25 protein-coding genes are annotated in these 24290 nt (G+C 68.8%); 18 read left to right on the plus strand and 7 right to left on the minus strand.

What is annotated here, in order from left to right; all coding sequences use genetic code 11:
* Positions 1-181 precede the first annotated feature (181 nt).
* The 3 genes from AB0P17_RS22400 to cutA all read left to right on the plus strand — a co-directional run bounded on the left by AB0P17_RS22400 (position 182) and on the right by cutA (position 3074).
* Positions 182-760 (plus strand): hypothetical protein, encoded by a 579-nt coding sequence (locus AB0P17_RS22400; RefSeq protein WP_365813516.1) that lies wholly within the window; start codon positions 182-184, stop codon positions 758-760.
* Positions 757-2478: a relaxase/mobilization nuclease domain-containing protein gene (locus AB0P17_RS22405; RefSeq protein ID WP_365813518.1), complete on the plus strand. Its 1722-nt coding sequence runs from the start codon at positions 757-759 to the stop codon at positions 2476-2478. The genes AB0P17_RS22400 and AB0P17_RS22405 overlap by 4 nt, the downstream gene beginning before the upstream one ends.
* A 269-nt stretch (positions 2479-2747) precedes the next feature.
* Positions 2748-3074, plus strand: coding sequence for a divalent-cation tolerance protein CutA (cutA, locus tag AB0P17_RS22410; protein ID WP_365813520.1), 327 nt, complete (start codon positions 2748-2750; stop codon positions 3072-3074).
* A gap of 57 nt (positions 3075-3131) precedes the next feature.
* Here the strand turns inward: cutA and AB0P17_RS22415 are convergent, their stop codons facing one another.
* Entirely contained in the window at positions 3132-4376 is a 1245-nt protein-coding gene (locus AB0P17_RS22415; RefSeq protein ID WP_365813522.1) for a helix-turn-helix transcriptional regulator, read from the minus strand.
* Between the two features lie 130 nt (positions 4377-4506).
* Here AB0P17_RS22415 and AB0P17_RS22420 point away from each other — a divergent pair, with 130 nt between their 5' ends.
* A complete protein-coding gene (locus AB0P17_RS22420) occupies positions 4507-5025 on the plus strand; it encodes an ATP-binding protein (RefSeq protein WP_365813524.1) in 519 nt (172 codons plus the stop codon).
* 38 nt (positions 5026-5063) lie between these two features.
* Here AB0P17_RS22420 and AB0P17_RS22425 read toward each other — a convergent pair whose 3' ends face one another.
* A complete protein-coding gene (locus tag AB0P17_RS22425) occupies positions 5064-5465 on the minus strand; it encodes a hypothetical protein (RefSeq protein ID WP_365813613.1) in 402 nt (133 codons plus the stop codon).
* Between AB0P17_RS22425 and AB0P17_RS22430 the strand changes: the two genes are divergently transcribed.
* From AB0P17_RS22430 to AB0P17_RS22495, 14 genes are all read left to right on the plus strand, one after another.
* Entirely contained in the window at positions 5398-6105 is a 708-nt protein-coding gene (locus tag AB0P17_RS22430) for an HAD-IA family hydrolase (protein ID WP_365813526.1), read from the plus strand. The genes AB0P17_RS22425 and AB0P17_RS22430 overlap by 68 nt on opposite strands.
* 92 nt (positions 6106-6197) lie before the next feature.
* Complete coding sequence (locus AB0P17_RS22435) at positions 6198-7949, plus strand: hypothetical protein (RefSeq protein WP_365813528.1); 1752 nt, start codon at positions 6198-6200, stop codon at positions 7947-7949.
* On the plus strand, positions 7946-8896 hold the full coding sequence (locus tag AB0P17_RS22440) for a thymidylate synthase (RefSeq protein ID WP_365813531.1): 951 nt from the start codon (positions 7946-7948) through the stop codon (positions 8894-8896). The genes AB0P17_RS22435 and AB0P17_RS22440 overlap by 4 nt, the downstream gene beginning before the upstream one ends.
* 8 nt (positions 8897-8904) lie before the next feature.
* A complete protein-coding gene (locus AB0P17_RS22445; RefSeq protein ID WP_365813533.1) occupies positions 8905-10623 on the plus strand; it encodes a carbamoyltransferase C-terminal domain-containing protein in 1719 nt (572 codons plus the stop codon).
* Positions 10620-11672 carry a hypothetical protein gene (locus tag AB0P17_RS22450; RefSeq protein ID WP_365813536.1) on the plus strand — a complete coding sequence of 351 codons (1053 nt, stop codon included), beginning with the start codon at positions 10620-10622 and terminating at the stop codon, positions 11670-11672. The genes AB0P17_RS22445 and AB0P17_RS22450 overlap by 4 nt, the downstream gene beginning before the upstream one ends.
* A 96-nt stretch (positions 11673-11768) precedes the next feature.
* Positions 11769-12278 carry a topology modulation protein gene (locus AB0P17_RS22455; protein ID WP_365813538.1) on the plus strand — a complete coding sequence of 170 codons (510 nt, stop codon included), beginning with the start codon at positions 11769-11771 and terminating at the stop codon, positions 12276-12278.
* Between the two features lie 31 nt (positions 12279-12309).
* Positions 12310-13158, plus strand: coding sequence for a class I SAM-dependent methyltransferase (locus tag AB0P17_RS22460; RefSeq protein WP_365813540.1), 849 nt, complete (start codon positions 12310-12312; stop codon positions 13156-13158).
* Positions 13155-13916, plus strand: coding sequence for a phosphotransferase (locus tag AB0P17_RS22465; RefSeq protein ID WP_365813542.1), 762 nt, complete (start codon positions 13155-13157; stop codon positions 13914-13916). Before AB0P17_RS22460 ends, AB0P17_RS22465 begins: the two co-directional genes overlap by 4 nt.
* Positions 13913-14569, plus strand: coding sequence for a histidine phosphatase family protein (locus AB0P17_RS22470; protein ID WP_365813544.1), 657 nt, complete (start codon positions 13913-13915; stop codon positions 14567-14569). The genes AB0P17_RS22465 and AB0P17_RS22470 overlap by 4 nt, the downstream gene beginning before the upstream one ends.
* Entirely contained in the window at positions 14566-15402 is an 837-nt protein-coding gene (locus AB0P17_RS22475; protein WP_365813547.1) for an aminoglycoside phosphotransferase, read from the plus strand. Before AB0P17_RS22470 ends, AB0P17_RS22475 begins: the two co-directional genes overlap by 4 nt.
* Entirely contained in the window at positions 15399-16436 is a 1038-nt protein-coding gene (locus tag AB0P17_RS22480) for an NAD-dependent epimerase/dehydratase family protein (protein WP_365813549.1), read from the plus strand. Before AB0P17_RS22475 ends, AB0P17_RS22480 begins: the two co-directional genes overlap by 4 nt.
* 31 nt (positions 16437-16467) lie before the next feature.
* On the plus strand, positions 16468-17589 hold the full coding sequence (locus tag AB0P17_RS22485) for an adenosylhomocysteinase (protein WP_365813551.1): 1122 nt from the start codon (positions 16468-16470) through the stop codon (positions 17587-17589).
* Positions 17586-18146 (plus strand): NUDIX domain-containing protein, encoded by a 561-nt coding sequence (locus AB0P17_RS22490; RefSeq protein ID WP_365813553.1) that lies wholly within the window; start codon positions 17586-17588, stop codon positions 18144-18146. Before AB0P17_RS22485 ends, AB0P17_RS22490 begins: the two co-directional genes overlap by 4 nt.
* A 34-nt stretch (positions 18147-18180) precedes the next feature.
* Positions 18181-18990: a 3-deoxy-manno-octulosonate cytidylyltransferase gene (locus tag AB0P17_RS22495; protein ID WP_365813555.1), complete on the plus strand. Its 810-nt coding sequence runs from the start codon at positions 18181-18183 to the stop codon at positions 18988-18990.
* A gap of 869 nt (positions 18991-19859) precedes the next feature.
* Here the strand turns inward: AB0P17_RS22495 and cas2e are convergent.
* From cas2e to cas7e, 5 genes are read right to left on the minus strand one after another with little or no spacing between them, the layout of a single operon-like run.
* Entirely contained in the window at positions 19860-20138 is a 279-nt protein-coding gene (gene cas2e, locus AB0P17_RS22500) for a type I-E CRISPR-associated endoribonuclease Cas2e (RefSeq protein ID WP_365813557.1), read from the minus strand.
* Positions 20135-21289, minus strand: a complete 1155-nt coding sequence (gene cas1e / locus AB0P17_RS22505; protein ID WP_365813559.1) for a type I-E CRISPR-associated endonuclease Cas1e — start codon at positions 21287-21289, stop codon at positions 20135-20137. The genes cas2e and cas1e overlap by 4 nt, the downstream gene beginning before the upstream one ends.
* Before the next feature lie 3 nt (positions 21290-21292).
* Positions 21293-22099 (minus strand): type I-E CRISPR-associated protein Cas6/Cse3/CasE, encoded by an 807-nt coding sequence (gene cas6e, locus AB0P17_RS22510; RefSeq protein WP_365813611.1) that lies wholly within the window; start codon positions 22097-22099, stop codon positions 21293-21295.
* A 5-nt stretch (positions 22100-22104) separates the two neighbouring features.
* Complete coding sequence (cas5e, locus tag AB0P17_RS22515; protein ID WP_365813560.1) at positions 22105-22989, minus strand: type I-E CRISPR-associated protein Cas5/CasD; 885 nt, start codon at positions 22987-22989, stop codon at positions 22105-22107.
* A complete protein-coding gene (gene cas7e, locus AB0P17_RS22520; protein ID WP_365813562.1) occupies positions 22986-24140 on the minus strand; it encodes a type I-E CRISPR-associated protein Cas7/Cse4/CasC in 1155 nt (384 codons plus the stop codon). The genes cas5e and cas7e overlap by 4 nt, the downstream gene beginning before the upstream one ends.
* Positions 24141-24290 lie beyond the last annotated feature (150 nt).

The following is a 24290-nucleotide window of genomic DNA, read 5'->3' on the forward strand; positions in this document are numbered from 1 at the left end:
ACGGGGACCGGGCTGGCGCCGCGGTCCCCTCGTGCCCGCGCCTTGAGAAACGCAGTGGGGAGTGCAGTGGGGGCCGCAGTCCCTGAGCCCCGTGATACCGCCGGCCACCCAAGGACCGTCCCGCCCGCCCCCACACCCTCGCGCCTTTCACCGCCAGCACAGACACCCTTCGGAGGACTCCATGCATCAACCGCATCCGCAGACTCCCGACGACGAGCAGCACAGCACGGCCATCCCAGCGCCAGGCGGAGCAAGTTGGGACCTGCACCGGGAGGTGCAGGTTCGGGCTTCGACCGAGGGCGGATCGAAGCCGGGGCAGGAGAAGGAGCAGACCGAGCGCCGCAGTCACCGCGAGCGCGCCACCCGTGCCCGTCAGCGTCCACGTCAGCCGCGCGATAAGAAGCGCCTGCACCAGCCCAACACGCGCTTCAACGACGAAGAGTTCGCCGTGATCAAGTCTGCCGCCGCCCGCTGCAACTTGTCCGTTGCCGGCTTCCTCGCCCGCGCCGCCCTCGCCGCCGCCCATGACCTTGACCGCACCAGCGCAGAAATAGCCGACGAGCGAGAAGTGATCACCGCCCTGTTCGACAGCCGTCGCAAGCTCGGCTGGATCGGCAGCAACCTCAACCAGGCGGTCAAGGCCCTCAACTCCGGTGCCGAGCCCACCCCACAACTCTGGGCAGCCATCGCCGCCGCGCGGCACGCCGCCGACGCTAACCACGACGCCTGTACCCGGCTGATCGAGCGGCGCATTTCGTGATCCCCCGTGTACACGCACCCGGCTCCCGGACGATCGGCCTGCTCACCTACCTCTACGACCCCGGCAAACGAGAGGAGCACACCGATCCTCACCTGGTCGCCTCCTTCGACGGCATGTCCCCCGATCCTGGCCGGGCCCCGAACGCCACGCTCAAGGACCTTCAAGCCGTGCTCGACCAGCCCGTCCATGCGCTGCCGAAGCACGGCCGCCCCGCCAAGCACGTCTGGCACACCTCTGTGCGCGCGACGGCGGACGACCGGATACTCAGCGGCGAGGAGTGGGGGGAGATCGCCCGGCGCATAGTGGCCGCCACCGGCATCGACCCCGGTGACGGCCGTCCCGGATGCCGCTGGGCCGCCGTGCGCCACGCCGACGACCACATCCACATCATCGCCACCCTGGTCTGCGAGGACGGCAGTCGGCCCGACGACTACCGCTCCGGCAAACGCGCCCAGGCCGAATGTCGGCTGATCGAGAAGGAGTACGGCCTGCACCGGGTCACACCCGGCGACGGTACCGCCGCCCAGCGGCCCACCAGCGCCGAGCGCCACAAGGCTCAACGCCTGGGTCGGGAACGCACCGCGCGGGAGGAACTGCGCGAGACGGTACGCCGAGCGGTGGCCGGCACAGCAGGCGAGGAGGAGTTCTTCGACCGGCTGGCCGCCGCCGGTCTGCTCATCCGCAAGCGAGCCGCGCCCTCCGGCGACCTGCTCGGCTACAAGGTCGCCCTCCCCGACGACCGTAACAAGGACGGCCAACCCGTCTTCTACCCCGGCGCACGCCTCGCGCCGGACCTGTCCCTCCCCCGCATCCGAGAACGCTGGACCACTGACGTCCCCGCCCGAGACGCTGCCACCTCCCCCAGCCCGACCGACCCGACCGGACGCAAGACATCGCCCACCCCAGCTGCCGCCCGCCGCCGCACCGCCACCGCCGCCTGGCAGGCCATCCTGGTCGTCGAGCACGGTGAGGACACGCTGGCCGCCGGACACATCGCCGCAGCCGGTGAGGTCCTCGACGCACTGGCGCAGACGTCCGCCGCCCACACCCGCCCCGCACTGCGCGACGCCGCCCGGGCCTTCGAGCGGGCCTCCCGCTCCCACGTCCGCCCCGAGCGCGGACACGACCGCGCCCTGCGCCAGGCCGCCCGCGACCTCGTCCACGGCGGCCCCGCCCTCGGCCGCGGCGAAGACGGCGCGACGACAGCAATGGCGATCGACATGCTGTTCTTCCTCATCACCACGGCCGGCCACTGGCACGCCCAGAAGGGCCACGCCCAGCAGGCTGCCGCCGCACACCGCGCTGCGGAACACCTGCGCGCCGCCTACCAGACCGCCGCCGCCCAACCCCTCGACAGCATGTACCGGCGCGGCCGACAACTGAGCCGCACCCGGCTGAACCAGCAGAGCACGGTGGTGCACGAGGCCGTACCAGAACTGGCCAGCAGGATCCTCGCCGAGCCGGGCTGGTACGCCCTCGCCGCCACCCTCACCGACGTCGGAGCAGCCGGCCACGACCCGGCAGCCCTCCTGACCGACGCCGCGGCACGACGGGAACTCGGCACGGAGGACTCCGTAAGCGACGTACTCGTATGGCGACTACGCCGGGTCGCAGAGCTGTTCACCAGAGCAAACGCCACCCTCGGCGTCCCCATCGCACCGGCACCGGCAGCCCGACCGGGCCGACGACTCTCTAGAAGGTCGAGACGCCAACCATGACCTGTACTTCCGTCTGACTCGGGTCTCTGCGTCACACCGCTGTTCGGCCTTTCGGCGTGCCCCGACCGGGATGACGTCTCGTGATGGAGCAAGGGTCGCCACCCCTTCTGGGCCGAAGCCACGCCATGTTGCGGGGCCTTTACAGCGCCGACGTGGGGCTCATCCCCTGGGTGTCCGAAGTGCATGACACGCACCCGGTGACTACCACCCGCCGGCCTGTGTCAAACGTCTGTATAGGGTCGCGGTACCCCAGCTGGAGAGGTAGCCGCATGGACCACGAAATCGTGATCGCGCAGACGACCAGTGACAACGAAGATCAGGCGAAGGCTCTCGCCCGCGGCGCGGTTGAGAGCAAGCTGGCAGCGGGCGTTCACATCGACGCGCCCATCACCGCCTTCTACTGGTGGAAGGGCAAGGTCGAAGCGGCGCAGGAGTGGCGCATCTCGTACATGACGTCAGCGGACCGCCTCCCAGCACTGGAGGCGTGGCTGCACGAGAAGCATCCGTATGACGTCCCCCAGTGGGTCACGCTCCCCGTGACCGGAGGGTCGGAGGCGTACCTGTCCTGGGTGGTCGACGAGACGCACCCGCAGTAGGAGGGCGGGCACGCCACCCAGTGCCTCGCCCTCTTCGAGCCTGCACGCCAGGACGGCTCACGACGCGAACGCCAGCAGATGGCTGGCCAGATCGTGCTCTGTGTCGGGGAGCCAGGCGACGATGGCCTGCGCCCGCTGACGCCCCATGGTGTTCGGCTTGGACTCCGCTGCCGCAGCAAATTGGTGCGCGACGTAGGCCCCGCGGTCTACGTCGCCACCGCGCAGAAGGGCAGACGCCAAGTCCCCGAGGACAACCACTCCGGAGTCGGGCAGCTCCTTACCCAGACGCTCGACCGCGGAGTCGGCTGTGGCCGTCAGCTCTTGGCGCTTGAGTTCGCCGTACACCGAGAGCGTCAATGAGTCCATACGGTACGGCGTCACGAAACGGACCCACGCCTGCTCACTCCCATGGTCGGCGAAGTCGTAAGCGAATCGGGCCTGTTCCAGGGCTCGGAGAGCGCCGGCGTCATCCCCTGATTGTGCCGCTTCCTCCGCGTACCGTCCCAAGGCCCACGCCGCGGCGGTCGCGTTACCGCGCCCGCGCACATCCTGAGCTGCCTGAGACAGCATCTCCAGCGCCTTGGCCGGAGTGGCGGCACCGTAGCTCGCGTAGCCCAGCGCCAAGGCGCGCAGCGGGGGATGCCCGGCCGTCTTCGCGCACTGCGAGGTCACCCCGTAATAGGCGGCAGCCTTGTCATGCTCTCCAAGATCCCAAGCGACCCACCCGGCAAGAGCTGCGGTTTCCCCCGCTGCAATGGTCAGCGCTCGCTCATGAGTGCCGGCACGGGGAAGAGCCGCGGTGATCGCGTCCAGGTGCGACTCAACCCGATTCTGCAGACTGCGCGCGCTTTCGCTCAGCTCGTCCACATGCAACCGGGCCGCGTGATCGATGAGCACGCCCGCCGACTCGGGGTCGATCCTGGCCCCCTTGCTGAGTGCGTAGGCGAGTCGACCCCACGGCTCAGCAGCCGCGGCTGCACCCACGACGGCACCCCCCAGCAGCGTTCGGCGCTTCACGTCGTCCAGGTTCTCCCCTTCAACCTCGTCCCTCCGCCGCCGCCTGGCTCGGGCGGCCTTCGCCTCGTGCAGCAGCAGATCCAACGGGACGCCACAGGCGGCGGCGATATGTCCCAGTGTGTGATTTGTAGGGACGTTCTCGCCGTTCTCGTACCGACTCACCTCTCGGCGAGTCACCGTCGCCCGACCGGAAGCCGCGTTGATCGCATCCGCCTGCTCGTCCTGCGATCGGTCCGCGTTACGACGCAGCTTACGGAGTAGCTCGGCGAACGGATCTGCTGCCATGAGTCTGACCTCTATCGGTGGGGGCAACCCAATCCTCTCCCCAACTCGCCGCTACTTTTCCCCCCTTGACAAGTTTTTCCCCCTCAGGTTTCCCCTGTTCCGAATCCCGAGGCCGCGGTGCGATGGGCACATGACCACGCACCGGGCAGCACCGTCGCCCCGATCTGAGAGAAACGCCGGCGGGATCACCGTCGTCGGCACCCCACCCTCGGTGTTTCCGCTGACGTCTGACGTCTTCGAGATGGTCATGGAGCCGGCAAGTGTCCACGTCGCTCAAGCGCGAGGCACCACAGCCACCATGCTGAGGCAGTGGGCGTTGCCGGACGGCACGGCGGAAGACGCCCTGCTCGTCGTCTCAGAGTTGGTGACCAACGCGATCAACCACGGCTCTGGGGATGTTCTGTTGCGGGTGCGGCACGAAAACTACCAGCTCCTGATCGAGGTCAAGGACGGCAGCTGCGCCCCGGCCAGACGGCGACGTACCGGTGCCAACGACCACGGCGGGCGAGGACTGCTCCTCGTCGCGTGTGTGTCACTTCGGTGGGGCGTGGCCGACGGCGGCCGGACTACATACGCGGTCATCCCCATCCATACGGAGGCACCCCCAAGTTGCCGCACGACGCGGCCAACCTTGGCTTCGACGCATTGAAACCCCGTGAATCCGACTCGGGTGCGCAACCATCCTGATCACGTCAAGGAGGAGAAATCGGGTCCTCTTCCGATGTGCCAGTAGTGGCTTGAGCTCTGGCGCACCGGCCTCGACCTCGGTGTGTTCACACCGGCCGTGCTGCGGCAGGACGCGAAGAACTTCATGAAGGACCCCACGGCCGTGAAGGCGTGTACTACCCCCTCGGCCACGGACGTGCTCTGCAGTCCCGAGGCCAGCACGACCGCATACATGTGGCCCTGCTCAATGCGGTTTTCGAGGATGCCGACGGACCGGACCAGTACTCCGAGTGCGAACTCGACCCGCTTTCGGCGCTCTGAAGCACGGATGCCATCCCTGACGAGAAGGACGATCATGACCGTTCCCGTTCCGGAATCGCCACCAGCTCCGCCCACGCGCAGCATCCCAACCAGCGACAGCACGTCGCGCGCTCTTCTTCTCGATCTCGACGGCGTCCTACTCGACACCCGTCCGGTGATGCGGAAGGCGTGGCGCAAAGTCCAAGAGCTGCACGGCATCGACCTTCCGTTTCACTCCTACGAGCGCCACCTGGGGCGCGAGTTCGGCGACATCATGCGGCGACTGGGCGTGCCCGACACCGAGGCAGTTCGCCGGACGTACGAAGCGGAATCCGTCGCCACCGCGCACCTCGCGCAGGAGTTCACCGGCATCGCCGAGACGCTCCACGCCTTCGTGGCCGCCGACTGGCGGCTGGGTGTGGTGACGTCCAAGCACGTCGACCGCGCGGCCCCGCTCCTCGCGCGCCTCGGATGTCCCTTCACGACCATCCGTACCCCCGCAGGATCGGGCCGGACGAAGCCGGCCCCGGATCCGCTTCTCCTCGCTCTGGTCGATCTGGCAGTCGACCCCGCCGCTGCCGTCTACGTGGGGGACATGGCGGTCGACCAGGAGTCGGCCGCACGCGCTGGGGTCGCCTTCATCCACGCTGAATGGGGTTACGGGCAGCCCACTGCTCCCGCACCCGAGACGGCCGCCTCGCCCAAGGAACTGCTGCGCCTTCTTCGTCCCGCCGAGCAGCTCGTCGAGGGGAGCATGGTGTGACTCCCCGCACGACCGGTGGTCTGGGTCTGGTTCGTTCCGCCTTCGCCGGGAAGCCGACATGGGCTCTCGTCGGAAGCGGCGCCCTGGCGCACGTGAGAACCGACCACATCCACACGTCGGAACTGGAAGCCACGGCCGTCGACCGGCAGGAACTGCGCGCCTGCGTGGAGGACGCCATGGCTGCCCTCGACAGCTACGGCGCCTCGCTGGCCTCCACTCCGGGCGGAGCCGGCTGGCTCCACGTCCAGCACGTTCCCGTCCGGCGCTTCGTCGCCGAGATCGTGCGCAAGCTCTTGGCCCTGAACGCATGGGCGCCGTTCGCCTCGGCACCGGGGCCCATGGCCCTGGCCCCGTACGAGGGACTCGTGGGACTGCGTTCGAGCAGCTCGCGTGAGTACCTGGCCTACACCGTGACCTGGTCCGGCGTCGCGTACCTGCTCGGAACTGCGGCACCGCACAACCCGACCCGCTCCGCCCAGCTGCGCAACCGCGCCCGGACAGGTACGGCGGACACGGAGCCGAGTCCACTCCCCTTGAACCTGGGACGGCAGGACGTTCTGGCACTGTCGTGGACCTCCCGCCACGCTGCCACGCTGATGCCGGTTCTCACCGAACTGGCGGGCGACGGGCAGAAGAGTCTCCTGCTCGATCTCGCCACCGATCCCGCGGAGCGGTGCGGCGCGGGATCGGTCACGGGCGTCGAGTTGCGCTCGGCTCCGAGCGACCTCTTCACCTTCTCCGGCACCGCCGAGGGTCTACACCCGCCCGACGACGAGCACTTCGTCCACGTAGGGGTCCACGGTGTTCAACTCGCGCGGCTCGTCAGGCTCTTGTCCGTGTTACTCGAGACCAGCGGGGGCTGCACCCAGCCGTCATGGCGGACCCTGGTGCGAGCGGAGAGCTGGCTCGACGACATGCTGTCGACCACCAGGCCGCACACCGTCCTCCTGAGCAACGACACCAGCCCCCTGGGCGTGCTGGCCGCTCACGCCGCCGAGCGACACGGCGCGAACTCGGTGCACGTCCAGCACGGAGCGTGGACGGCGGAGTCTGCCGCCTGGTTGGCCCTGCACAGCCGCGACATCGTCGTCATGGGCGACCGGGACCTCGCTCTGGGGCGAGCGTGGGTGCGTCACCCCAAGGCCGAGGTGCACGTACTCGGACAGCCCCGCTTCGACGTACTCACCGGTCTGGGCCGCCAGGCGCAGCGGCGGTATCTGGAGAAGCTGCTGGCTCGGGGGGAGCGCCGCGCGCCTGCCCGAATCGCGGTGTGGGCCTGCCAGCCCTTCAGCCCCGATCACCTCAAGTCCCATGCGGACCTCCTCCTGGACGGACTCGGCAAGGCGGAAGGCGACTGGGGTCTCGTCATCGCTCCACACCCGGCGCAGGGAGCCGACGCCTTCGCCACTCTGGTGAAGCGGAACGGCGGGCCGCCCGTCGCGGTGGCCGATCCCCGGGTCGGGGCACGAGGCTGCCTCGCCGGCGCTGACGCCCTGGCGAGCGCGTACTCGACATGCGGGATCGAAGCCGCGCTGCTCGGCGTCCCGGTACTCGAAATCGGCCCGCCGGGCGAACGCACGCTGGACCTGGCCGGTCACGGACTCGCGACCCGGTGCGAAGACCCCGGTGACGTCGCCGAAGTGCTCTCCGGCGTACGCAAGGCACGTACGCCGATCAGGCAGGCGTCCCTGGACGCGGTGTGCCGGTGGCGTGGCGACAGCGCGGCTCGGATCGCTCGTCTCATCACCGACCGCGCCTCATCCGTCCCAAAGGCCGCCGATTTCAACCACCAGAATGCGGGCGCCTCTGCGTCGCCCCAGGACGAAGGAGTATCCGTCCGATGACACACCTCACCGCCAACAGCATGGCCGAGCTGTTCGCCGGCGCTGTCACGCTGGCCAAGTCCGGCGAGAAGGTCAGCCCACGGGGCATGGCGACCCGCGAAGTACGTGACGTCCACCTGCTGCTCACCCAGCCGCGCGCCCGCCTGCTCTACGCCCCGCCGTCCCGAATCGTGAATCCGGCCTTCGCTGTAGCCGAGACGGTCTGGCATCTGTCCGGATCCGACGCCTCGTGGATCTTCGACTACAACGAACGGCTGCGGCAGTACGCCGACGACGGCGTCCTCCTCGGTGCGTACGGACCCAGGATGCGGAACTGGGCCGGCAAAGTGGACCAGCTGGCCCGCGTCGTGGAGATCCTCCAGGCGGACCCCGACTCCCGGCGGGCCCTGATCCAGCTCTACGACCCGGTCCAGGACTCTTCCGGGCACAAGGACGTGCCCTGCACCCTCGGTTTCCGGTTCCACCTGCGCGTCGGCCGCCTGCATATGGCGACCACGATGCGCGGCCAGGACGTGTGGATCGGCATGCCGTACGACGTGTTCTTCTACACCGTGCTGCACGAACTGGTCGCCGGGTGGCTCGATGCGGAGCTGGGCGAGTTCCACCTGCACGTCGGCTCGATGCACATCTACGACGAACACGTCGAGCAGGCCGACGCGCTGACCTCGCTCTCGGCGAGCCCGATCATGCCCGACCTGCGTACGCCCTGGACGGGCTTCGCCAGCCTGCTCGCCCAGGTCGAGGCCCGCGACGTGACCGGCCACCCCGGCTGGGACGCGATGGCCGAGACGTTGCGCAGCTACCGGCTCTGGAAGGACGACAAGCACGAGCAGGCATGGCGCGCGGCCGACACGATCGACGGACCCCTCGGTCAGGCCCTCACCGCCTGGTACGGAGAGCTGAAGCGGCGCTCGGCCAAGCGCGCCGCGACGTCCGGGGCAAGGTGACCGCCGCCATGAAGCGCACACCTTCCATCGTCCTCGGCCTGTGCTCGTACACCCACGACTCGTCGGCCGCCCTTCTCGTGGACGGTGAACTCGTCGGTTTCGTCGAGGAGGAGCGCCTCTCCGAGCAGAAGCACACCAAGCTCTACCCGGCCTGCGCCGTGGGGTGGCTTCTCGACCAGGCCAAGCTGCGCGCCACCGACGTGCATGCCGTCGCCTACAACTTCCAGCCCGCCCGCTACCTCGCCGAGTCGCCCGCCGCCCTGTGCATGGCGATCTCGCCGACGACCCGCGACCGGAGCCTGGCCCGCGCCCAGGGGTTCGCCAAGGTCGCTCTGCGGACCCGGCAGCGGCTGCGCGTGCTTGGCAGCCAGTTCCCCTCGGCCCGCGTCACACCGGTCCTGCACCACCGAGCCCACCAGCTCACGGCCTTCGCCGCCTCCGGCTGGGAGGAAGCCGCCGTACTCGTGGTCGACAGCCTCGGCGAGCGGCAGACCACCACCATCGCCCACGGCCACGGCACTCGTCGCCCCCGCGTCCAGTCCCTGGAAGCGATCAACGACCCGGCCTCCCTCGGGTACGTGTACGGCGCCGTCACCGAGCACCTGGGCTGGCGGCGGGGCGACGAGGAAGGCACCGTCATGGCTCTGGCCGCCCTCGGTGACCCCGCCCGCTTCCGCCACCTGTTCGCAAGAGCCGTTCGTACGACGGTCACCGGCTTCCGCATCGACCCCGGCTACTTCCCGACGCGCACCCTCACGTCGGGATACCCGAGGACATCCCGGCGGTTCGTCGCCGAGACCTGCCCCGAGCGGCACCCGAGCGAACCGCTCACCGACGTCCACCGAGACCTGGCGGCTGCCCTCCAGGAGCGGACCGAACAGGTGATGGTCCACCTCGCCCGCCGCGCCCGTGTACTCACCGGCTCCCGGCGCCTGTGCGTGGGAGGCGGAGTCGCCACGAACTGCGTGAGCATCGGGAAGATCATCGAGGCTGGCGTCTTCGACGAGGTATTCGTCCCGCCGGCACCGGGTGACGCCGGAACCGCGATCGGGGCAGCCCTCGCTGTGCACGTCAATGGGCGCAGCCCGCGCCCGGTCGTCGGCATCGCCCGCAACTGCTACCTCGGCCCCTCCTACGAGGACCAGCCCCTCGACCTCACCCCCTGGCCCGGCCTCCACCAGAAGACCCTGGGCATCGAGTCCGCGGAGTTCCTCGCCGACCAGCTGGCCCACGGCACGATCGCCGGACTGTTCCAGGGAGGCGTCGAAGCCGGGCCGCGTGCCCTGGGCAACCGCTCGATCCTCGCCTCCCCGCTGGAACCCGGCGTCGTCGAGCGGCTGAACGCCACCGTGAAGTCCCGCGAATCCTTTCGGCCCTTCGCCCCTATGGTCCCGGCCGAGCGCGCCGCCGAGTTCTTCACGCTCGGTCAGTCGGCGCCGTACATGTCCATGGCCTCCGGGGTGACGGAGCAGACGCGCGAGCGCGTGCCGGCCATCGTGCACGCCAACGGCACCTCCCGCCTGCAGACCGTCACCAGGTCACAGAACCCGTTCATGCACGCGGTGCTGACCGCCTTCGGCCATCGGACCGGCGTACCCGTGCTGATCAACACGTCCCTCAACGTCAAGGGCAAGCCGATCTGCGGTACACCCGAAATGGCCTTGGACTGCATGGCCAACTCCGGACTCGACGCCCTGCTCCTCGAAGGGCGGTGGATCACCAAGTGAAGATCGGATACAGCTTCTGGGGCTTCCTCGGCAACGGCGTCACCGACACCCCGGACGGAGGTCGCAGCCACCGCCGCCCCTTCATCGACGCCCTCCTCGCCTGCGGTCACGAGATCGTCTTCCTGCAGGCAGACCGCGATCGCCTCGAAGCCGGCGACGACCTCGGCGACGCGTACACCTTCGCCGACGGTCTCCCGGGCATCGACGCCCTGTTCCTGGAGTGGCGCTGGGCGATCCCCGGGCGCAACACCACGGTCTGCGGAACAGAGGGGCACACCTGCGACCTCCACCGGCAGGCACAGCTCATCAACCACTACACGGTCCGGCACCGAACGCCCACCGTGATCTGGGACAAGGACCGGACCCTGCGCGCCGAGAGCGTGTGGCGCCGTACGGCCCACACCCGCGTCTGCGAGGCCGCCCTCGCGCCGACCCCCGGCGCGCGCTCTCTCCTCTTCCCCGTGGCCGAAGACCTCGTCGCCCAGGCCGACCCCACGGCCCTCGCGGCGCAGCAGCGGGACCTCGTGCTCGGCTACGTGGGCAACCAGTACGACCGCGACGATTCCTTCGACCGCTTCTTCGCCCCGGCCGCCGCCCGCGTCGAGCACCTGGTCGCCGGGAAGTGGACGAAGACCGACCGCTGGCCGCACGTCCGCTTCGTGGGCCGGATCCCGTTCGAGGCTGCCGTCGGCGTCTACGGCCGGTCCCTGGCCACGGTGCTCATGCTGCCTGAGCGGTACGCCGCCGTCGGGCAGATGACCCAGCGCATCTTCGAGGCCGTACTCGCCGGGTGTCTGCCGCTGGCCCCGGCGGACATCCGCTTCGCTGACCGGTTCGTCCCGCAGGAACTGGTCGTGCACTCCGGCAGCGACGTGCTCGAACGCCTCTCCTACCTGCGCGAGATCGCCGGCACCGAGCAGCATGCCGACCTGATCGCCGCGTGTGTGGACCGCCTGCGCCTGTTCGGCTTGAACAGACAGGTCAACACCCTGGAATCCGTCATGCACGGCCTCGTCCAGGCCCCCAGGACCGAGCGGGGAGCTGCCTGATGCAGACCGCTCGACAGGCCACGGCGCCCAGAGCATCAGGGCGTGTCCCGGAGGATGGGTCCGCCGAACACTCGAATCTCTCTACGCTGGAGCACCATGAAGAAGGTTGCCATCGTCGGCTGCGGAGGCAGCGGCAAGTCCCACGTGGCCCGCGAGCTGGGCACGATCCTCGACGCCCCGGTGACGCACCTGGACGCCGCGTTCTACGACGACGAGTGGAACGCGTTGCCCATGGACAAGTTCACGGACGTGCAGCGCGAGTTGGTCGCGCAGCCGCGGTGGGTGATCGACGGCAACTACAACTCGACGCTGCAGGTACGGCTCGAAGCCTGCGACACGGTGGTCCTGATGGACGTGTCGACCGTGGCGGCGCTGTACGGGATCTTCTCCCGGCAGATCCGGCACGGTGCCGGGCACAAGGGCAACGGGGTGCACAACCGCATCCACTGGGGCGTGATCAAGTACGTCGCCACGTACCGGCGCAAGATGCGGCCGCGCGTGATGGCGAAGATCGAGGAGTTCGGCTTCGGCGCCGACGTGGTGCTGCTGGCCAACCGGCGCCAGACGCGCCGCTGGCTGCGGAAGGTGGCCGCCGAGCAGTCCTGACCGGCCCGCGCCCCCAGTCAGGGGCCGCGGCATGAACGAGCCCAACCCGTTCCTGGACCCCGCCCGGCAGCGGGAGCTGTACGGGCATGCCTCCCGGCTGGCCGGGCGGACCAGCACCCTGATGCGTGCCAAGACCTTCGGCCGCCCCGTGCCCGAGACGATCGTCACCCTCGTGCAGACTCACCACCCGAGGCCGGACCGGCTCGGCGTGGTGCTCGACATCGGCTGTGGTCGCGGCACGAGCAGCCTCGTCATCGCCGAGCAGCTCCGGCCGCAGCGCGTCGTCGGCCTGGACGCCGCTTCCTCCCTGCTCGCCCAGGCCCGCGAGCGCGCCAAGGAGCTGCCCGACAGCACGGTGGACTTCCTCGAAGGCGACTTCCACGACCTCCCGCTGCCCGCCGGGTCGAGCGATGTCGTAGTCGCCGCGTTCTGCCTCTACCACTCGCCGCGCCCCGAGGACGTCGTCGCGCAGATCGCCAGGGTCCTCGCCCCCGGGGGTCTGGCCGTGCTCGTCACCAAGGGCGTCGACAGCTACCAGGAGATGGACCAGCTGGTCGCCTCCGCCGGCCTCGATCCGCGAGCCGCCCAGCACGAGAGCCTCTATACCTCAGTCCACAGCGGCAACCTCGCCGACCTGGCCTCCTCCTCGCTCGACGTGATCGCCGTCCTGGACGAGGAGCACGTCTTCACCTTCGAGGGCCACGACCATACGGCTCAGTACCTGGCCACCAACCCCAAGTACGACCTCGCGCCTGGCCTGTACGGCAACCCCGGGGCCCTGGCCGCGACCCTGCACGAATTCCTTCCCGACCAGCCGCTGACCACCCGGTCCCGCATCACCTTCGTCGTCGCCCAGCCGATCGAAGGACGGCCGGCATGACCCTCACGCCCTTCACCAAGCACTACGCCACACCGGAGCGCGCTGCGGCGGCTGTGCGCCACTACCGGTGGATCACCGAGCACGCCAAGCCGCTGCGGCAGCCGACACTCCACACCGCCGGACCGGGCACCCTGACGTTCGAACGGATCGAGGGCCGCTCCGTACGCCCCGAGGACCTCCCGCGCATGGCGGAACTGCTGGGCCACGCCCACGGTGCCGCCTGGGCCAGCGACCTGCGGTCCGCGTCGCTGGATACCCCGCACCACTTCCAGGACGGCATGACGTTCGACGACTACCTCGGCCCCCGGAAGCTCGCCCTACGGCGACGCCACGACCAGGGCTACCTGCCGAACAAGGCAGCCCTGCACGCGATGCTCGGCCTGCTGGAAGCGACCGCCCAGGGACCGTGGGCCTTCTACAAGGACAGCAACCCGCGGAACTTCATCGTCACCAGCACGCAGGACATCGTCGCCGTCGACACCGACGACCTGTCCCTCGCCCCAATGGGCTACGACCTCGCCAAGCTCATCGCGACACTCCACCTGACCTACGGTCCGCTCTCGGACCGAGCCGTCAGAACCGCCCTGCTCGCGTACAACGCGGCAGCCCTACGCCATGACGCCCGGCTGGGCACGACGGACCAAGGCCAGCTCGACAGCTTCCTGGGCCTGCACGCCGTGCTCACTGCCCCGTACGTAGGCCGCAACGGCTACCGATACAGCTTGCCCCTCCGTTTCAGCCACCGAGGAGCCTCATGATCACCACCGAACTCATCTTCGTCCGGCACGGCCAGGCCCAGTGCAACGCCGACGGCCTCGTCGGGGGCCCGCGCGCCTGCACCGGCCTGACCAACCTCGGGTACGCCCAAGCCGAACAGGCCGCACGCCGCCTGGCCACCGAACACCTGAAGAAGCCTTTCGACGTCGTCTACACCGGCCCGCGGATCCGTCTCGTCCAGACCGGCGAGATCATCGCCCAGACGCTCCAGATCCCGGTGCGCCACGACGACCGTCTCGACGGCCCGGTCCACGGCGATGCCGACGGCCAACCCTGGGACGCGGTGAAGACGGCGGCCGACGGCGGACCGCACGCGCATCCCGACACGCCCTGGGCCGCCGGCTCCGACACCTGGAACGGGTTCCTGAAGCGCGCCAGCAGGAACCTGAACCAGCTCATCGAAGAGAACCACGGCAAGCGCGTCGTCTTCGCGGCCCACGGTGAGACGGTGATCACCGCACACACCCTGCTGCTCGGCATCCCGATCGGCTCGCCGGCCGGCTTCACCCACAACCACGCCTCCATCACCCGTTGGCAACACCACCGCAACCGCCTGGGCCAGAACCGCTGGATGCTCGACCGGCACAACGACACCGAGCACCTCAGCCTCCTCACTCCGGAGCCGACCCCGTGATCGCGACCTCGGACGACCCCCGGATCCGACTGGCGCACCACTGCCTCGGCACCGTCGAGATCGCACCGGCCCCCCTGCTTCCGCCCCGGGTCATGCGCCTGGTGGCCGACGACGGACGTCACTTCATCGCCAAGCAGCACGCGAAGCGGGACCGGTACGCCGGAGAACTCGGTGCCTACGGCGCGTGGGGCACCCATCTGACCGGCCATGCGCCGGAGCTGGTCGGCCGCGACGACGCCACCTTCACCCTGCTGCTCACCGCGCTCACAGGCGACCGGGCGGACACCGTGGCCCCGGGCTCACCCGAGGAGGAACTGGCCCACCACGAGGCCGGCCTCGTGCTCGGCAGGCTGCACCGGGCTACCTCCATGCCCCAGGGCGGTGCCGTCGGCGCTGCACTCGCCGAGCGCTTCCAGTGGTGGATCGACCGGGCCGCCCACGCTGCGCTGATCGACGCGGCCGAGGAGCACCTGCTGAAGCACCACGCGGCGATCCTGGGCACCAGCCACATGGACAGTGCGGTCTGCCATCTCGACTACCAGCCGCGTAACTGGTTGATAGGCGACACCCTCGGCATTTTCGACTTCGAGCACATGCGACGCGACGCCCGCGTCCGTGACTTCGCCCGGCTCGAATTCCGGCGCTGGCAAGCCGCACCCCACCTCCGCACCGCCTTCTTCGACGGCTACGGGCGGCCGCCGAACGACACCGAGCGACGCCTCCTGGAGTCCTTCGGCGCCATCGAGGCGGCCACGGCCCTGGTCAAGGGCCACCAGGAGTGCGACTCCACTCTCAGCGCGCACGGGAGAACCGTCCTGTCCCGGCTCACTTGACCCTCTTCTTCGACGACACCTCTCTGGAGATCCCCGTGCCGCAGCACGAGCAGCCCCCGACCAACGCTGCCCCTCGACGGGCCGTGGTGACCGGCTCCGCCGGATTCATCGGGTCCCACCTCGCACACGCCCTCGTCCAGGCCGGCACCACCGTGATCGGCGTGGACCGCCGAGACCCGTCCACCGACCCGACGGCCGCCGCCAACCTCGCTGCGTTGCGGGGGCGCCCGGGATACCACCACGTCACGGCCGACCTCCTCCACTGCGCGATCGGCCCTCTCCTGATCGACGCGGACGCGATCTTCCACCTCGCCGGCATCCCCGGCGTACGGCCCTCCTGGGGACCGCAGTTCGGCGACTACCTCGCGTCCAACGTGCTGGCCACTCACCGCGTCCTCGACGCCTCCACCCGGATCGGCGTCCCCCGACTGGTCGTCGCCTCCTCCTCCAGCGTCTACGGTCCGGCCGAGGGCGGAGCGAGCCTCGAGACCGACCGCCCGAAGCCCGCCTCCCCGTACGCCGTGACCAAACTGGCCGAGGAACAGCTCTGCCTCGCCTACGCCGAGCGCCCCAGCGGCCCCAGCGTCGTCGCCCTGCGGTACTTCACCGTCTACGGCCCCCGGCAGCGCGCCGACATGTTCACCCATCGCGCCCTGCACGCCGCCCTGACCGGACAACCCCTGCGTCTGTACGGAGACGGCCACCAGCGTCGCGACTTCACCTACATCGACGACGTGGTCGCAGCCACGATCGCCGCCGCCGTCGTGCCGACCGCCCACGGCGCCATCAACGTCGGCGGCGGATCGAACGCATCGCTGCTGGACGTGATCAACATCGCCACCAGCCTCACCGGCCGCGACATCCAGCTCCACCAGGACCAGGCGCGCAACGGTGACGTCCTCGTCACCCGCGCCGACCCCGGCCGCGCCCGAGAAGTCCTCGGATGGCAGCCGCGAATTGACCTCCACAGCGGGCTGCGCGCACACATGCAGGCGCTGGCTGCCCAGGTTCCGGATTACAGCCGGGCCGCGTAACCCTACGCCTCGAAGCCCGAGAGGAGTGGTAGTGGAAACTCCCGAGCAAGCGCGGCTGGACGCCTTCTTCCGGCAGATCACCGCGCAGTTCCCCACCGGCGAAACGATCACGACGCTGGTCATCACGCACCTGCTCCCGGAAAGACCGGCATTCCTGCGCGCCATGACCGCGGTGTCCACGGTGGGCGCCGTACTGCCCAAGCCCCGGTCGATCCACCAGCCGACCCTCGACGCCGTCCGGCGCACCCTGCCGGTCCACGATCTGACCCGGGAGCGGTTCACCGACGAGGCGCAAGCCCTGGATTACCTGGAGGACACGGCCGGCGGCCAGGACGTCGTCCTGGTGGACATCGGCGGGTACTTCGCGGCCAGCCTCGACACTCTCGTGAGCAAGTTCTCCGGCCGCGTCCTTGGTGTCGTCGAGGACACCGAGAACGGTCACCAGCGGTACGCGGCCCTCGGCTCCTTGCCGTGTCCGGTCGTGTCCGTGGCCCGCTCTCCGCTCAAGGACTGCGAGGACCACCTCGTCGGCCGGTCGATCGTGTTCTCCACCGACGCCCTCGTCCGCGCCCGAGGGGACATCCTGACCAGCCGCAACGCCTGCGTCATCGGCTTCGGCAAAATCGGCCGCGCCATCGCACAAACCCTGCGCGCCCAGGACCTGCGCGTCACCGTGTACGACAACGATCCGGTGAAGCGGGTACAGGCGCACTCCCTCGGCTTCCGCACCAGCGCGTCCACCACCGCGGCCGTCCACGACGCGGAACTCGTCCTGTGCGCCACCGGCAATCTCGCCCTTCGGCACGAGGATTTCGCCGCCCTGCGGAACGGCGCGTACCTCGGATCGGTGACCTCTTCCGAGGACGAACTGGAACTCGGCAGCCTCCACGACCTCTACGAACGCCAGCCCGTCGGACCCCAGTTGACGCGATACGAGGTCATCGGCCACTACTTCTACGTTCTCGCAGACGGGGGTGCAGTCAACTTCGTGCACGGCGCCGCCGTCGGCGCCTACATCCATCTCGTCCAGGCCGAGATACTCGCCGCCACCGCCGCACTCAGCCACGTCCGCTTCCAGCCCGGACTGTACGAGATGCCGGCGGCCGACCGCGACACCATCGCCAGAATCTGGCTCCGCCACTTCGAAAGGTGACTTCGTTGCCTCCCTCCACCGACCACATCCGCGCCGTCACGGAGGCGCACCTCGCCCGTCACCCGAACGAACGTGACTCCCTGACCCTGCTGTTCGCCGCGCTCGCCGGTACGGACGCCTCCACCAGCCGTAAGACCTTCCCCGCCCACGTAACCTGCAGCGCCATCCTCATCAACGGCGAACGGCACGTGCTGCACATCGCACACAAGGCGTCCGGAAAACTACTGGCTCCCGGCGGTCACAACGAACCGACTGACCAGCACCTGCGCGACGCCGCCCTGCGCGAACTGCACGAGGAGGCCGGCATTCCGCCCAGCGCTGTCGTCCCCCTCGCCGGCTACGAGAACGTTCCCCTCGACATCGACGAGCACACGATCGACGCGAACCCGTCGAAGAACGAGCCGGCCCACCACCACGTGGACTTCCGCTGGGCTTTCCAACTCGGGGCAGAACACGCGGTGACGCTTCAAGGAGAGGAGGTCGAGGGCTACCAGTGGCGGCCGTTCGCAAACGCCGCCTCGCTCACCGTCCGCGCGAAGCTCGCCCAGCTCGTCTGAAGCCCCGCTCTTACCCGACAACCAGGAGGACGTCGTGGCCGCCACCACAGCCAAACCGACCGGCGCCAGTCCGCGCCGGCACGTCGCCGTCATACCCTGCCGCTGGGGCGCTTCGCGCTTCCCCGGCAAACCACTGGCCCTCCTCGGCGACAAGCCGTTGCTCTGGCACGTCCACCAGCGCTGCCTGGAGACCAAACGCCTCGACGGAGCCATCGTGGCGACCGACGACGAACGCATCGAAGCGGCGTGCCGCCAACTGGGCATCGACTGCATTCGCACCGGAGAGCACCTCACCGGCACCGACCGCCTAGCGGAGGTCGCCGAGCGCTTGCCTGCCGAGGGGTACATCAACGTCCAGGGAGACGAGCCGTTCATCTCGCCGACCGCCATCGACGACGTCTCCGAGGCCCTGGAGTACAGGCCGCCGGGCGCCTTCGCCGTGAACGCCTACACCGAGCTGGTCGACGTCGGCGCCGTCCTGGACCACAACGTCGTCAAGGTCGTCGTCACGGCCCGCAGCGAGGCCCTGATGTTCTCGCGCCAGCCCATCCCCTATCCCAAAGGAGACCGCCCGAGGTACCTACGCCAACTGGGTCTATACGGCTTCACCGGCCCAGCTCTCCAGCGCTTCCTACAACTCCAGCAGGGGCCCCTGGAGCGCGCCGAGGGTGTGGAGATGCTGCGGTTCATCGAGCACGGTCACGCCGTACACATGGTTCCTGTCCTGGACGACGGTGTGGCGGTAGACACGCCGGAAGATTTGGCGCGAGCCGAGCGTCTCCTCAACCGATGCGGCGGAGCGGTTCCCATGCATAGAACCTCGAGGCGGTCTGCACTCATGTGACGCAAGCAGATACTCGTCCGTACTCCTGAAACACCCCGTCTCCAGCGCTCCAGATACCGGCCTCAGCGAGACGCGGCACGACCTCAGTAACGACGCCCTTCGCCGTTACCCAGCGAAGTAGCTTAAGACGTTGTCTCACGTGGCAAGTTCATCGGCTTCTTGTGGCAGCTCAGGGCACTGGCCATGGCCAGACGTCGGCTCTTCCGGTCGTTGCCGCAGTCCTCACCTGCTACAAGAGACTCGTAAAACTCACCACGTGAGACTTCCTCTGAAATCCGTGGTCAAGGCCCGTGATCGGTCAAAGATGCTTCTGCACCCAATAAGCAAGGGCGCTGACAGCGCTGGTTCCAGCGCCATAGCAGGCTCCCAAAAGGATCTGACCGAAGCATGCCCTGCGACGTCTCCGATTGATAGCGGTCCGGATGCGGCTGAAAGCGCAGCGGAAGAGCCGCCTCGTGATCCTGATGGCGTTACGCAAGAGGGAGCGTGCGGAGCTGCGGTGCACGACTTGTCCCCTTTCCGTGAGTCACTTAAGGGCCTGACGACCGGGGTCTTTACGCCCCGGCGCCATGCTCAACGATGCTGCCCTCAGTTAGGCACGCCCAGAAGGGATCGACGAGACACACGAAAGGCCGTCCGCACTCTGAGTGCGGACGGCCTTCGTGGCTTGGTCGCAGAGATCACCCCCGCCGCTGCGGGGCCAGAACCGATGTGACATGGCACGCCCAGTCGTCAGGCCAGGGCAATCCCCGCGTATGCGGGGTCAGAAGAATCTTTTGGATACCGACGAGATCTCAACGAAAGACTACGCCGGGCATGAAGATGAGGGCGACCACCGAACTGCGGCTTTAAATCAAACGTTCATATGGTCAGCGCCGGTTGCGTGCCGAGAGGATCAGGCCGTCGAAGTCCACTGGCCGCCAGCGGTCCCGGCCCGCTGTCCGGACGGCCCAACCCTGTTCGTTGGAGGCGGGTTCGACGAGGACTGCTTGGCCGTCGCCGATGCGCGTGGCGAGGAGTTCCCAGAGGCGGTCGCGGACACGGCGGCTCGGGTTGCCGACGAATACACCGGCGTCGACTTCGACCATCCAACGAGTGAGGTGGCCCCGGAGTCCGTCGGGAGCTGCGATCAGGACGATGACGGTCACGAAGTCTGCTCCGGAGGTTCCGGCGATTTCGGGGGCTGTGGAGTGTTCGGATCCTCCGGTGATGGTGCGGACTCCGACGAAGGCGGTTCCTCGAACTCTGGTCCGATGATGGTGATGTGCTGCTCGCCCATGCCGGCCTCTGTGAGTTCCGGCGGGGCAGGTCCATCCGGTTTCGCTTGATCGGCGGGTTCGGCCATGGGGGAGGCACCCGCCCAGTCGTGCGGCGCGTCGGCGGCCCAGTTGACTCCTGCTGCGACCGATCCGAGTCGTTCGTCCCACAGTTCGCTGGTCTCCGGGGTGTCGAAATCCGTGCCCGATGGATTCAGCAAGGCTTTTACGTCGTGCACGATGCGGCCGAGGAGCTTGGTTTCGGCGATCTGGTTGCGGAGGCCGACGCGGGCATCCCGTTCGTCGGTGAGTCCTTGGGCAGCGAGGTCGAAGGCGAGGGGAAGGGTGTACTCGGCCTTGTAGAGGTCGGCGATGTCGAGAACGAATGAGATCGCCGATCCGGTGTGGACGAAGCCGAGCCCGGGGCTCGCGCCGAGCCCGACGATGACGGCATGGCAGATGCCGTAGAGGGCCGCGTTGGCGGCGGACAGCAGGCGGTTGAGATCGTCGCCCGCGGCGAAGGCGTCTCCGGCCTTGTAGACGCGGCCGTCCCAGGGAACACCGCTGCGGCGTGAGTGTTCCTGGTAGAGCTTGCGGAAGCGGGCGCCTTCGCGGCCCCGGAGCTGCTGCATGGTGGCCTTGGAGACGTCTTCGCCGGGGAAGCGCATGCCGTACATGGCACGGGCGACGTTCAGACGTTCCTTGGGGCGTGTGATGAGCCATGCCTGGCGGTGGAGGAGGCCGGCGCCGCGGCTGGGGCCGAGTCCGGCCGCGTACATGCGTACGCCCTGTTCGCCGACCCAGCAGACCGTGGTGCCGGAGTCGGCGAGTAGACGGACGGCGCCATGGGTGACGCGGGTGCCGGGGCCGAGGAGCATGACGGCGATCATGGCGGCCGGCACGCGCACGGTCTCGCGCTTGTTGATGATGACGACGGCGTTCTCGTCGCGGTCGAGGTGGCTTCGCTCGACGTAGACGCTGGATACGCGGTCCACGATGCGGTGCAGGTCGTGCGGGTCGGCTTTCCACCAGGGCTCGGCCATGGCTCAGTCCTTCCGTGCGGGGAGGGGCGCGAGGGTGAGGAGGCCGCAGCCGTACGCCTTGGAGGGGCCGATCCCCTCCAGGAGGCGGGTGGTGAACACCGTGGGATCGGTGACGCGGAGACGCCCCTCGAAGGTGGCGCTGTGGAAGGTGACGCGTGGGCCTTTGCCGTCCTTGGTGAAGGAGTGGCGCTGCCGGCCGGTGATACGGACTTCGCGGAGCGGGTTGATGTCCCGGGGTGCCGCCTGTGCGTCGAGCACGGTGTCCGGGCTCGGCTGGTCGAGGCCGAGGGCCGGGGAGTCGCTTCGGGAGGCCGGAATGTCGAAGCCCCAGCGTTCGGTGCGGTCGAGGAACCAGCCGAGTTGGGCGGCGGCGGTGCGGTGCCCTAGGCGGAAACCGCGCTCGCGCTTGCTGTCGGTACGGGCGGCCAAGCGGGCGGCCTGGGCGGGGGTGGGGGTGTGGGGTGACTGGGTGTTCTGCACGGGGCTGGCCGTCAGGCGGAAAGCGAACTCGCGTCCGCCGGCAATCTGCCGAAGAAGGGGCGCGTAGTCGCGGACTGCCGCGTGTTCCCCGTCGGCGTCGGGCCACCCGGCCTGCTCGATCACATGTGTCCAGTCGGGCTTGGAACTGGTGAGGACGAACAGATGAGGTCGACGAGCATCGTCGGCATCCAGCCGCCACAGGACTCGCTCGCTGCCTGCCGCACCCGGGACACCGCCCATGACGGCGCCGTGCATGGCACGGGGGTTGGCGAGCAGCAGACGGCTCTGTGCCCGGAGCGGGTTGACGCGGATACGGGAGAGATAGGTCATGTCGATCACCAGCCCAGCAGGGCGAAGGGGTCGTGTCCGGCTTCGTCGTCCGAACCGTCGGGGGCGTCGTGGGTTCCGGGAAAGCCGGTGGGGATGCTCAGCCAGTCGTGCCGTACGCGTCGGCTCGTGAAGCCACGGGCGTGCGGGTGGAAGGAGACGGGGACATCGTGGATGATGTCGTCCCCGTTCGGATCCTCGACTGTGACGGCGCGGTCCACCCGAGCCGGGTGGAGGGGGCGTCCCAGGTTGCGTTCTCGGCCCCGCTGGGCTGCGTATTGTTCGCGGGCTCGTCGGGACGCCTGCCAGGGTTCCTCCCGCAGCACGTCATCGATGGCTCCGTCGCGCACACCGAGGGACACCGGCTGAGTGGGCGGACACGAGCGGCGCCCCAGAGCGAGGGGGAACGCGGGCGCGCGGATGGCCAGGTCGAGTGTGGTGAGCAGAGGGCGTGGGCCTGCCACCGCGGCGAGGAACACCGCGTCCTGGAGGTAGTAGCGAATGGTCACATGGGTGTTCTTGGCGGGGGACGTCGGCTTCTGAATTCCCTTCGCGTTCACACCGGCCTGGGGTAACGGACGGCCTCGGTAGTCGCTGACGGTGTGGTAGTCGCGCAGCAGGGTTCCGGGCTGATCGACACGGATGCCCAAGCGCAGGGGCAGGAGTTCGTCGAGCCCGTCCTCGCGGGCGAGTCCGGAGGCTGCGGCGAGCAGGCCGATCACTCCGGACTTGGTGGGTTCCGGGTTGGTCTCACGACGGTTGAAGGCGCTACGTGAACCCCATGACTGGAGCGGGCCGGCGAGGCGGAGCAGCAGTACCGCTTGGCCCTCGTCCGGAGGGGCGGGCGGTGATGCGGAAGCCTGCGCTTGCGTGGAGTTGGGGGGTGGCGTCATCGGACGGCCTGCTTGAGGGTGTCGGTCAAATGGGTGCGAAGGCCGCTGAGGAGCTGAGGGAAAGGGAGTGCTTCGCCGAAGGTGTGCTCCAGCAGTTCGGCGGTGTCGCCCGTGGTGGGGAAGGTGTGGCACAGGGCGGTGAAGGCGGGGGTGTCGCCCCAGGCCCTGACGGCCCTGGCGTGCTCGTGGGCCAGCCGGGTCGCGGAGGCAGCCGCGATTCCCGAGGATCCGGTGACCGGTTCCTCGAAGGCGGAGACGAGGTTGACGGGCTGGTCGGACCGTACGGTGACGGCGACGAGGCTGGGCAGGGTGCGGTGCGCGAAGGAGTTCCCGTATCCCGAAGGGATGGAGCGTGCGAAGGAGGTCATGAACTCCTCGACCGCAGTCACTGCGGCTTCCTCGTCGGCGAGGTTCTCCACAAGCTGATGCAGGCCGACGGACGCGTAGCGGTAGAGGGTCGCGGAGTTGAAGCCGATGGTGCCGATCATGCCGGCGCCGGTCTCCTCCCCCTTCTTCTGTTCGTCGTCCACCGCGGTGAAGTAGTCGAATTCCAGCTCGACCGCGTGGGTGGAGAGCGCGTGTGCGACCTGAGTGGCCGCGTCGACGTTGAGTGCCGGCATGTCGGCGACCATGCGCCCGAAGAGGGCGACGTCCATGGGGTGTCCGGAGCTGAACTGCTTCTGGACGGACAACTGCTTGATCTCAGCAGCCAGGTCTTCGTCTTCCAGGGAGATGAGTTCGGCCGCCCTGTCCTTGACCAGGGCGGCGACGGAATCGAGCTGGCGGCGGCCGTAGAAGAACAGATAGGCGGTGTCGCCCTCCTTCTTGCCTGCGCTGATCTTCAAGGGCTCCAGAAGGGCGCCCGCCAGACGGGTCGCCTCCTCGGCTTCCAGGTCGGTTACGGAGACGAGCTGTCTGACGAGCGCGCCGCCGATCCGACGGGTACGGGTGGCGAGGTTTTGCTGGGGAAGGCGCTCGGTGAAGTGGGTACGGGTGGCGCGCTTCCATGCCTGGGAGGAGACGCGTGAGCGGCGCACTCCGCCGAAGTACGCCTCCTTGGGATTGCCCTGGTCGTCCCGGTTGAGGTTGGCCGGGGGCACGGTCTGCAGGATGTGAACGTCGATGTAGGTGCGGGACGCGGGCAGCGCCATGGGTCCTCCAGCGGTTCTGTCGGTGTCAGCGTCTGTGTCGGTTTCAGCGGGTCCGGCTGCCGGTACGGGAACAAGCGGGTACGAGAAACAGGGGCCCTGGCGGACCGCTGCAGGTGAGGCGATACAAACTCCGAGGCCGGGAGCCGAAGC

It is taken from the genome of Streptomyces sp. NPDC088124 (assembly GCF_040685895.1).
In the GTDB taxonomy this organism is placed as follows: domain Bacteria; phylum Actinomycetota; class Actinomycetes; order Streptomycetales; family Streptomycetaceae; genus Streptomyces.

Bases quoted from the DNA above. Each gene is read 5' to 3' on its own strand.
- AB0P17_RS22420 (WP_365813524.1), top strand. From the start codon at position 4,507: ATGACCACGCACCGGGCAGCACCGTCGCCCCGATCTGAGAGAAACGCC.
- cas6e (WP_365813611.1), bottom strand. From the start codon at position 22,099: ATGACCTATCTCTCCCGTATCCGCGTCAACCCGCTCCGGGCACAGAGC.
- AB0P17_RS22430 (WP_365813526.1), top strand. From the start codon at position 5,398: ATGACCGTTCCCGTTCCGGAATCGCCACCAGCTCCGCCCACGCGCAGC.
- AB0P17_RS22445 (WP_365813533.1), top strand. From the start codon at position 8,905: ATGAAGCGCACACCTTCCATCGTCCTCGGCCTGTGCTCGTACACCCAC.
- AB0P17_RS22460 (WP_365813540.1), top strand. From the start codon at position 12,310: ATGAACGAGCCCAACCCGTTCCTGGACCCCGCCCGGCAGCGGGAGCTG.
- cas5e (WP_365813560.1), bottom strand. From the start codon at position 22,989: ATGACGCCACCCCCCAACTCCACGCAAGCGCAGGCTTCCGCATCACCG.
- AB0P17_RS22470 (WP_365813544.1), top strand. From the start codon at position 13,913: ATGATCACCACCGAACTCATCTTCGTCCGGCACGGCCAGGCCCAGTGC.
- AB0P17_RS22440 (WP_365813531.1), top strand. From the start codon at position 7,946: ATGACACACCTCACCGCCAACAGCATGGCCGAGCTGTTCGCCGGCGCT.
- AB0P17_RS22455 (WP_365813538.1), top strand. From the start codon at position 11,769: ATGAAGAAGGTTGCCATCGTCGGCTGCGGAGGCAGCGGCAAGTCCCAC.
- AB0P17_RS22415 (WP_365813522.1), bottom strand. From the start codon at position 4,376: ATGGCAGCAGATCCGTTCGCCGAGCTACTCCGTAAGCTGCGTCGTAAC.
- AB0P17_RS22465 (WP_365813542.1), top strand. From the start codon at position 13,155: ATGACCCTCACGCCCTTCACCAAGCACTACGCCACACCGGAGCGCGCT.
- AB0P17_RS22400 (WP_365813516.1), top strand. From the start codon at position 182: ATGCATCAACCGCATCCGCAGACTCCCGACGACGAGCAGCACAGCACG.
- cas7e (WP_365813562.1), bottom strand. From the start codon at position 24,140: ATGGCGCTGCCCGCGTCCCGCACCTACATCGACGTTCACATCCTGCAG.
- cas1e (WP_365813559.1), bottom strand. From the start codon at position 21,289: ATGGCCGAGCCCTGGTGGAAAGCCGACCCGCACGACCTGCACCGCATC.
- cutA (WP_365813520.1), top strand. From the start codon at position 2,748: ATGGACCACGAAATCGTGATCGCGCAGACGACCAGTGACAACGAAGAT.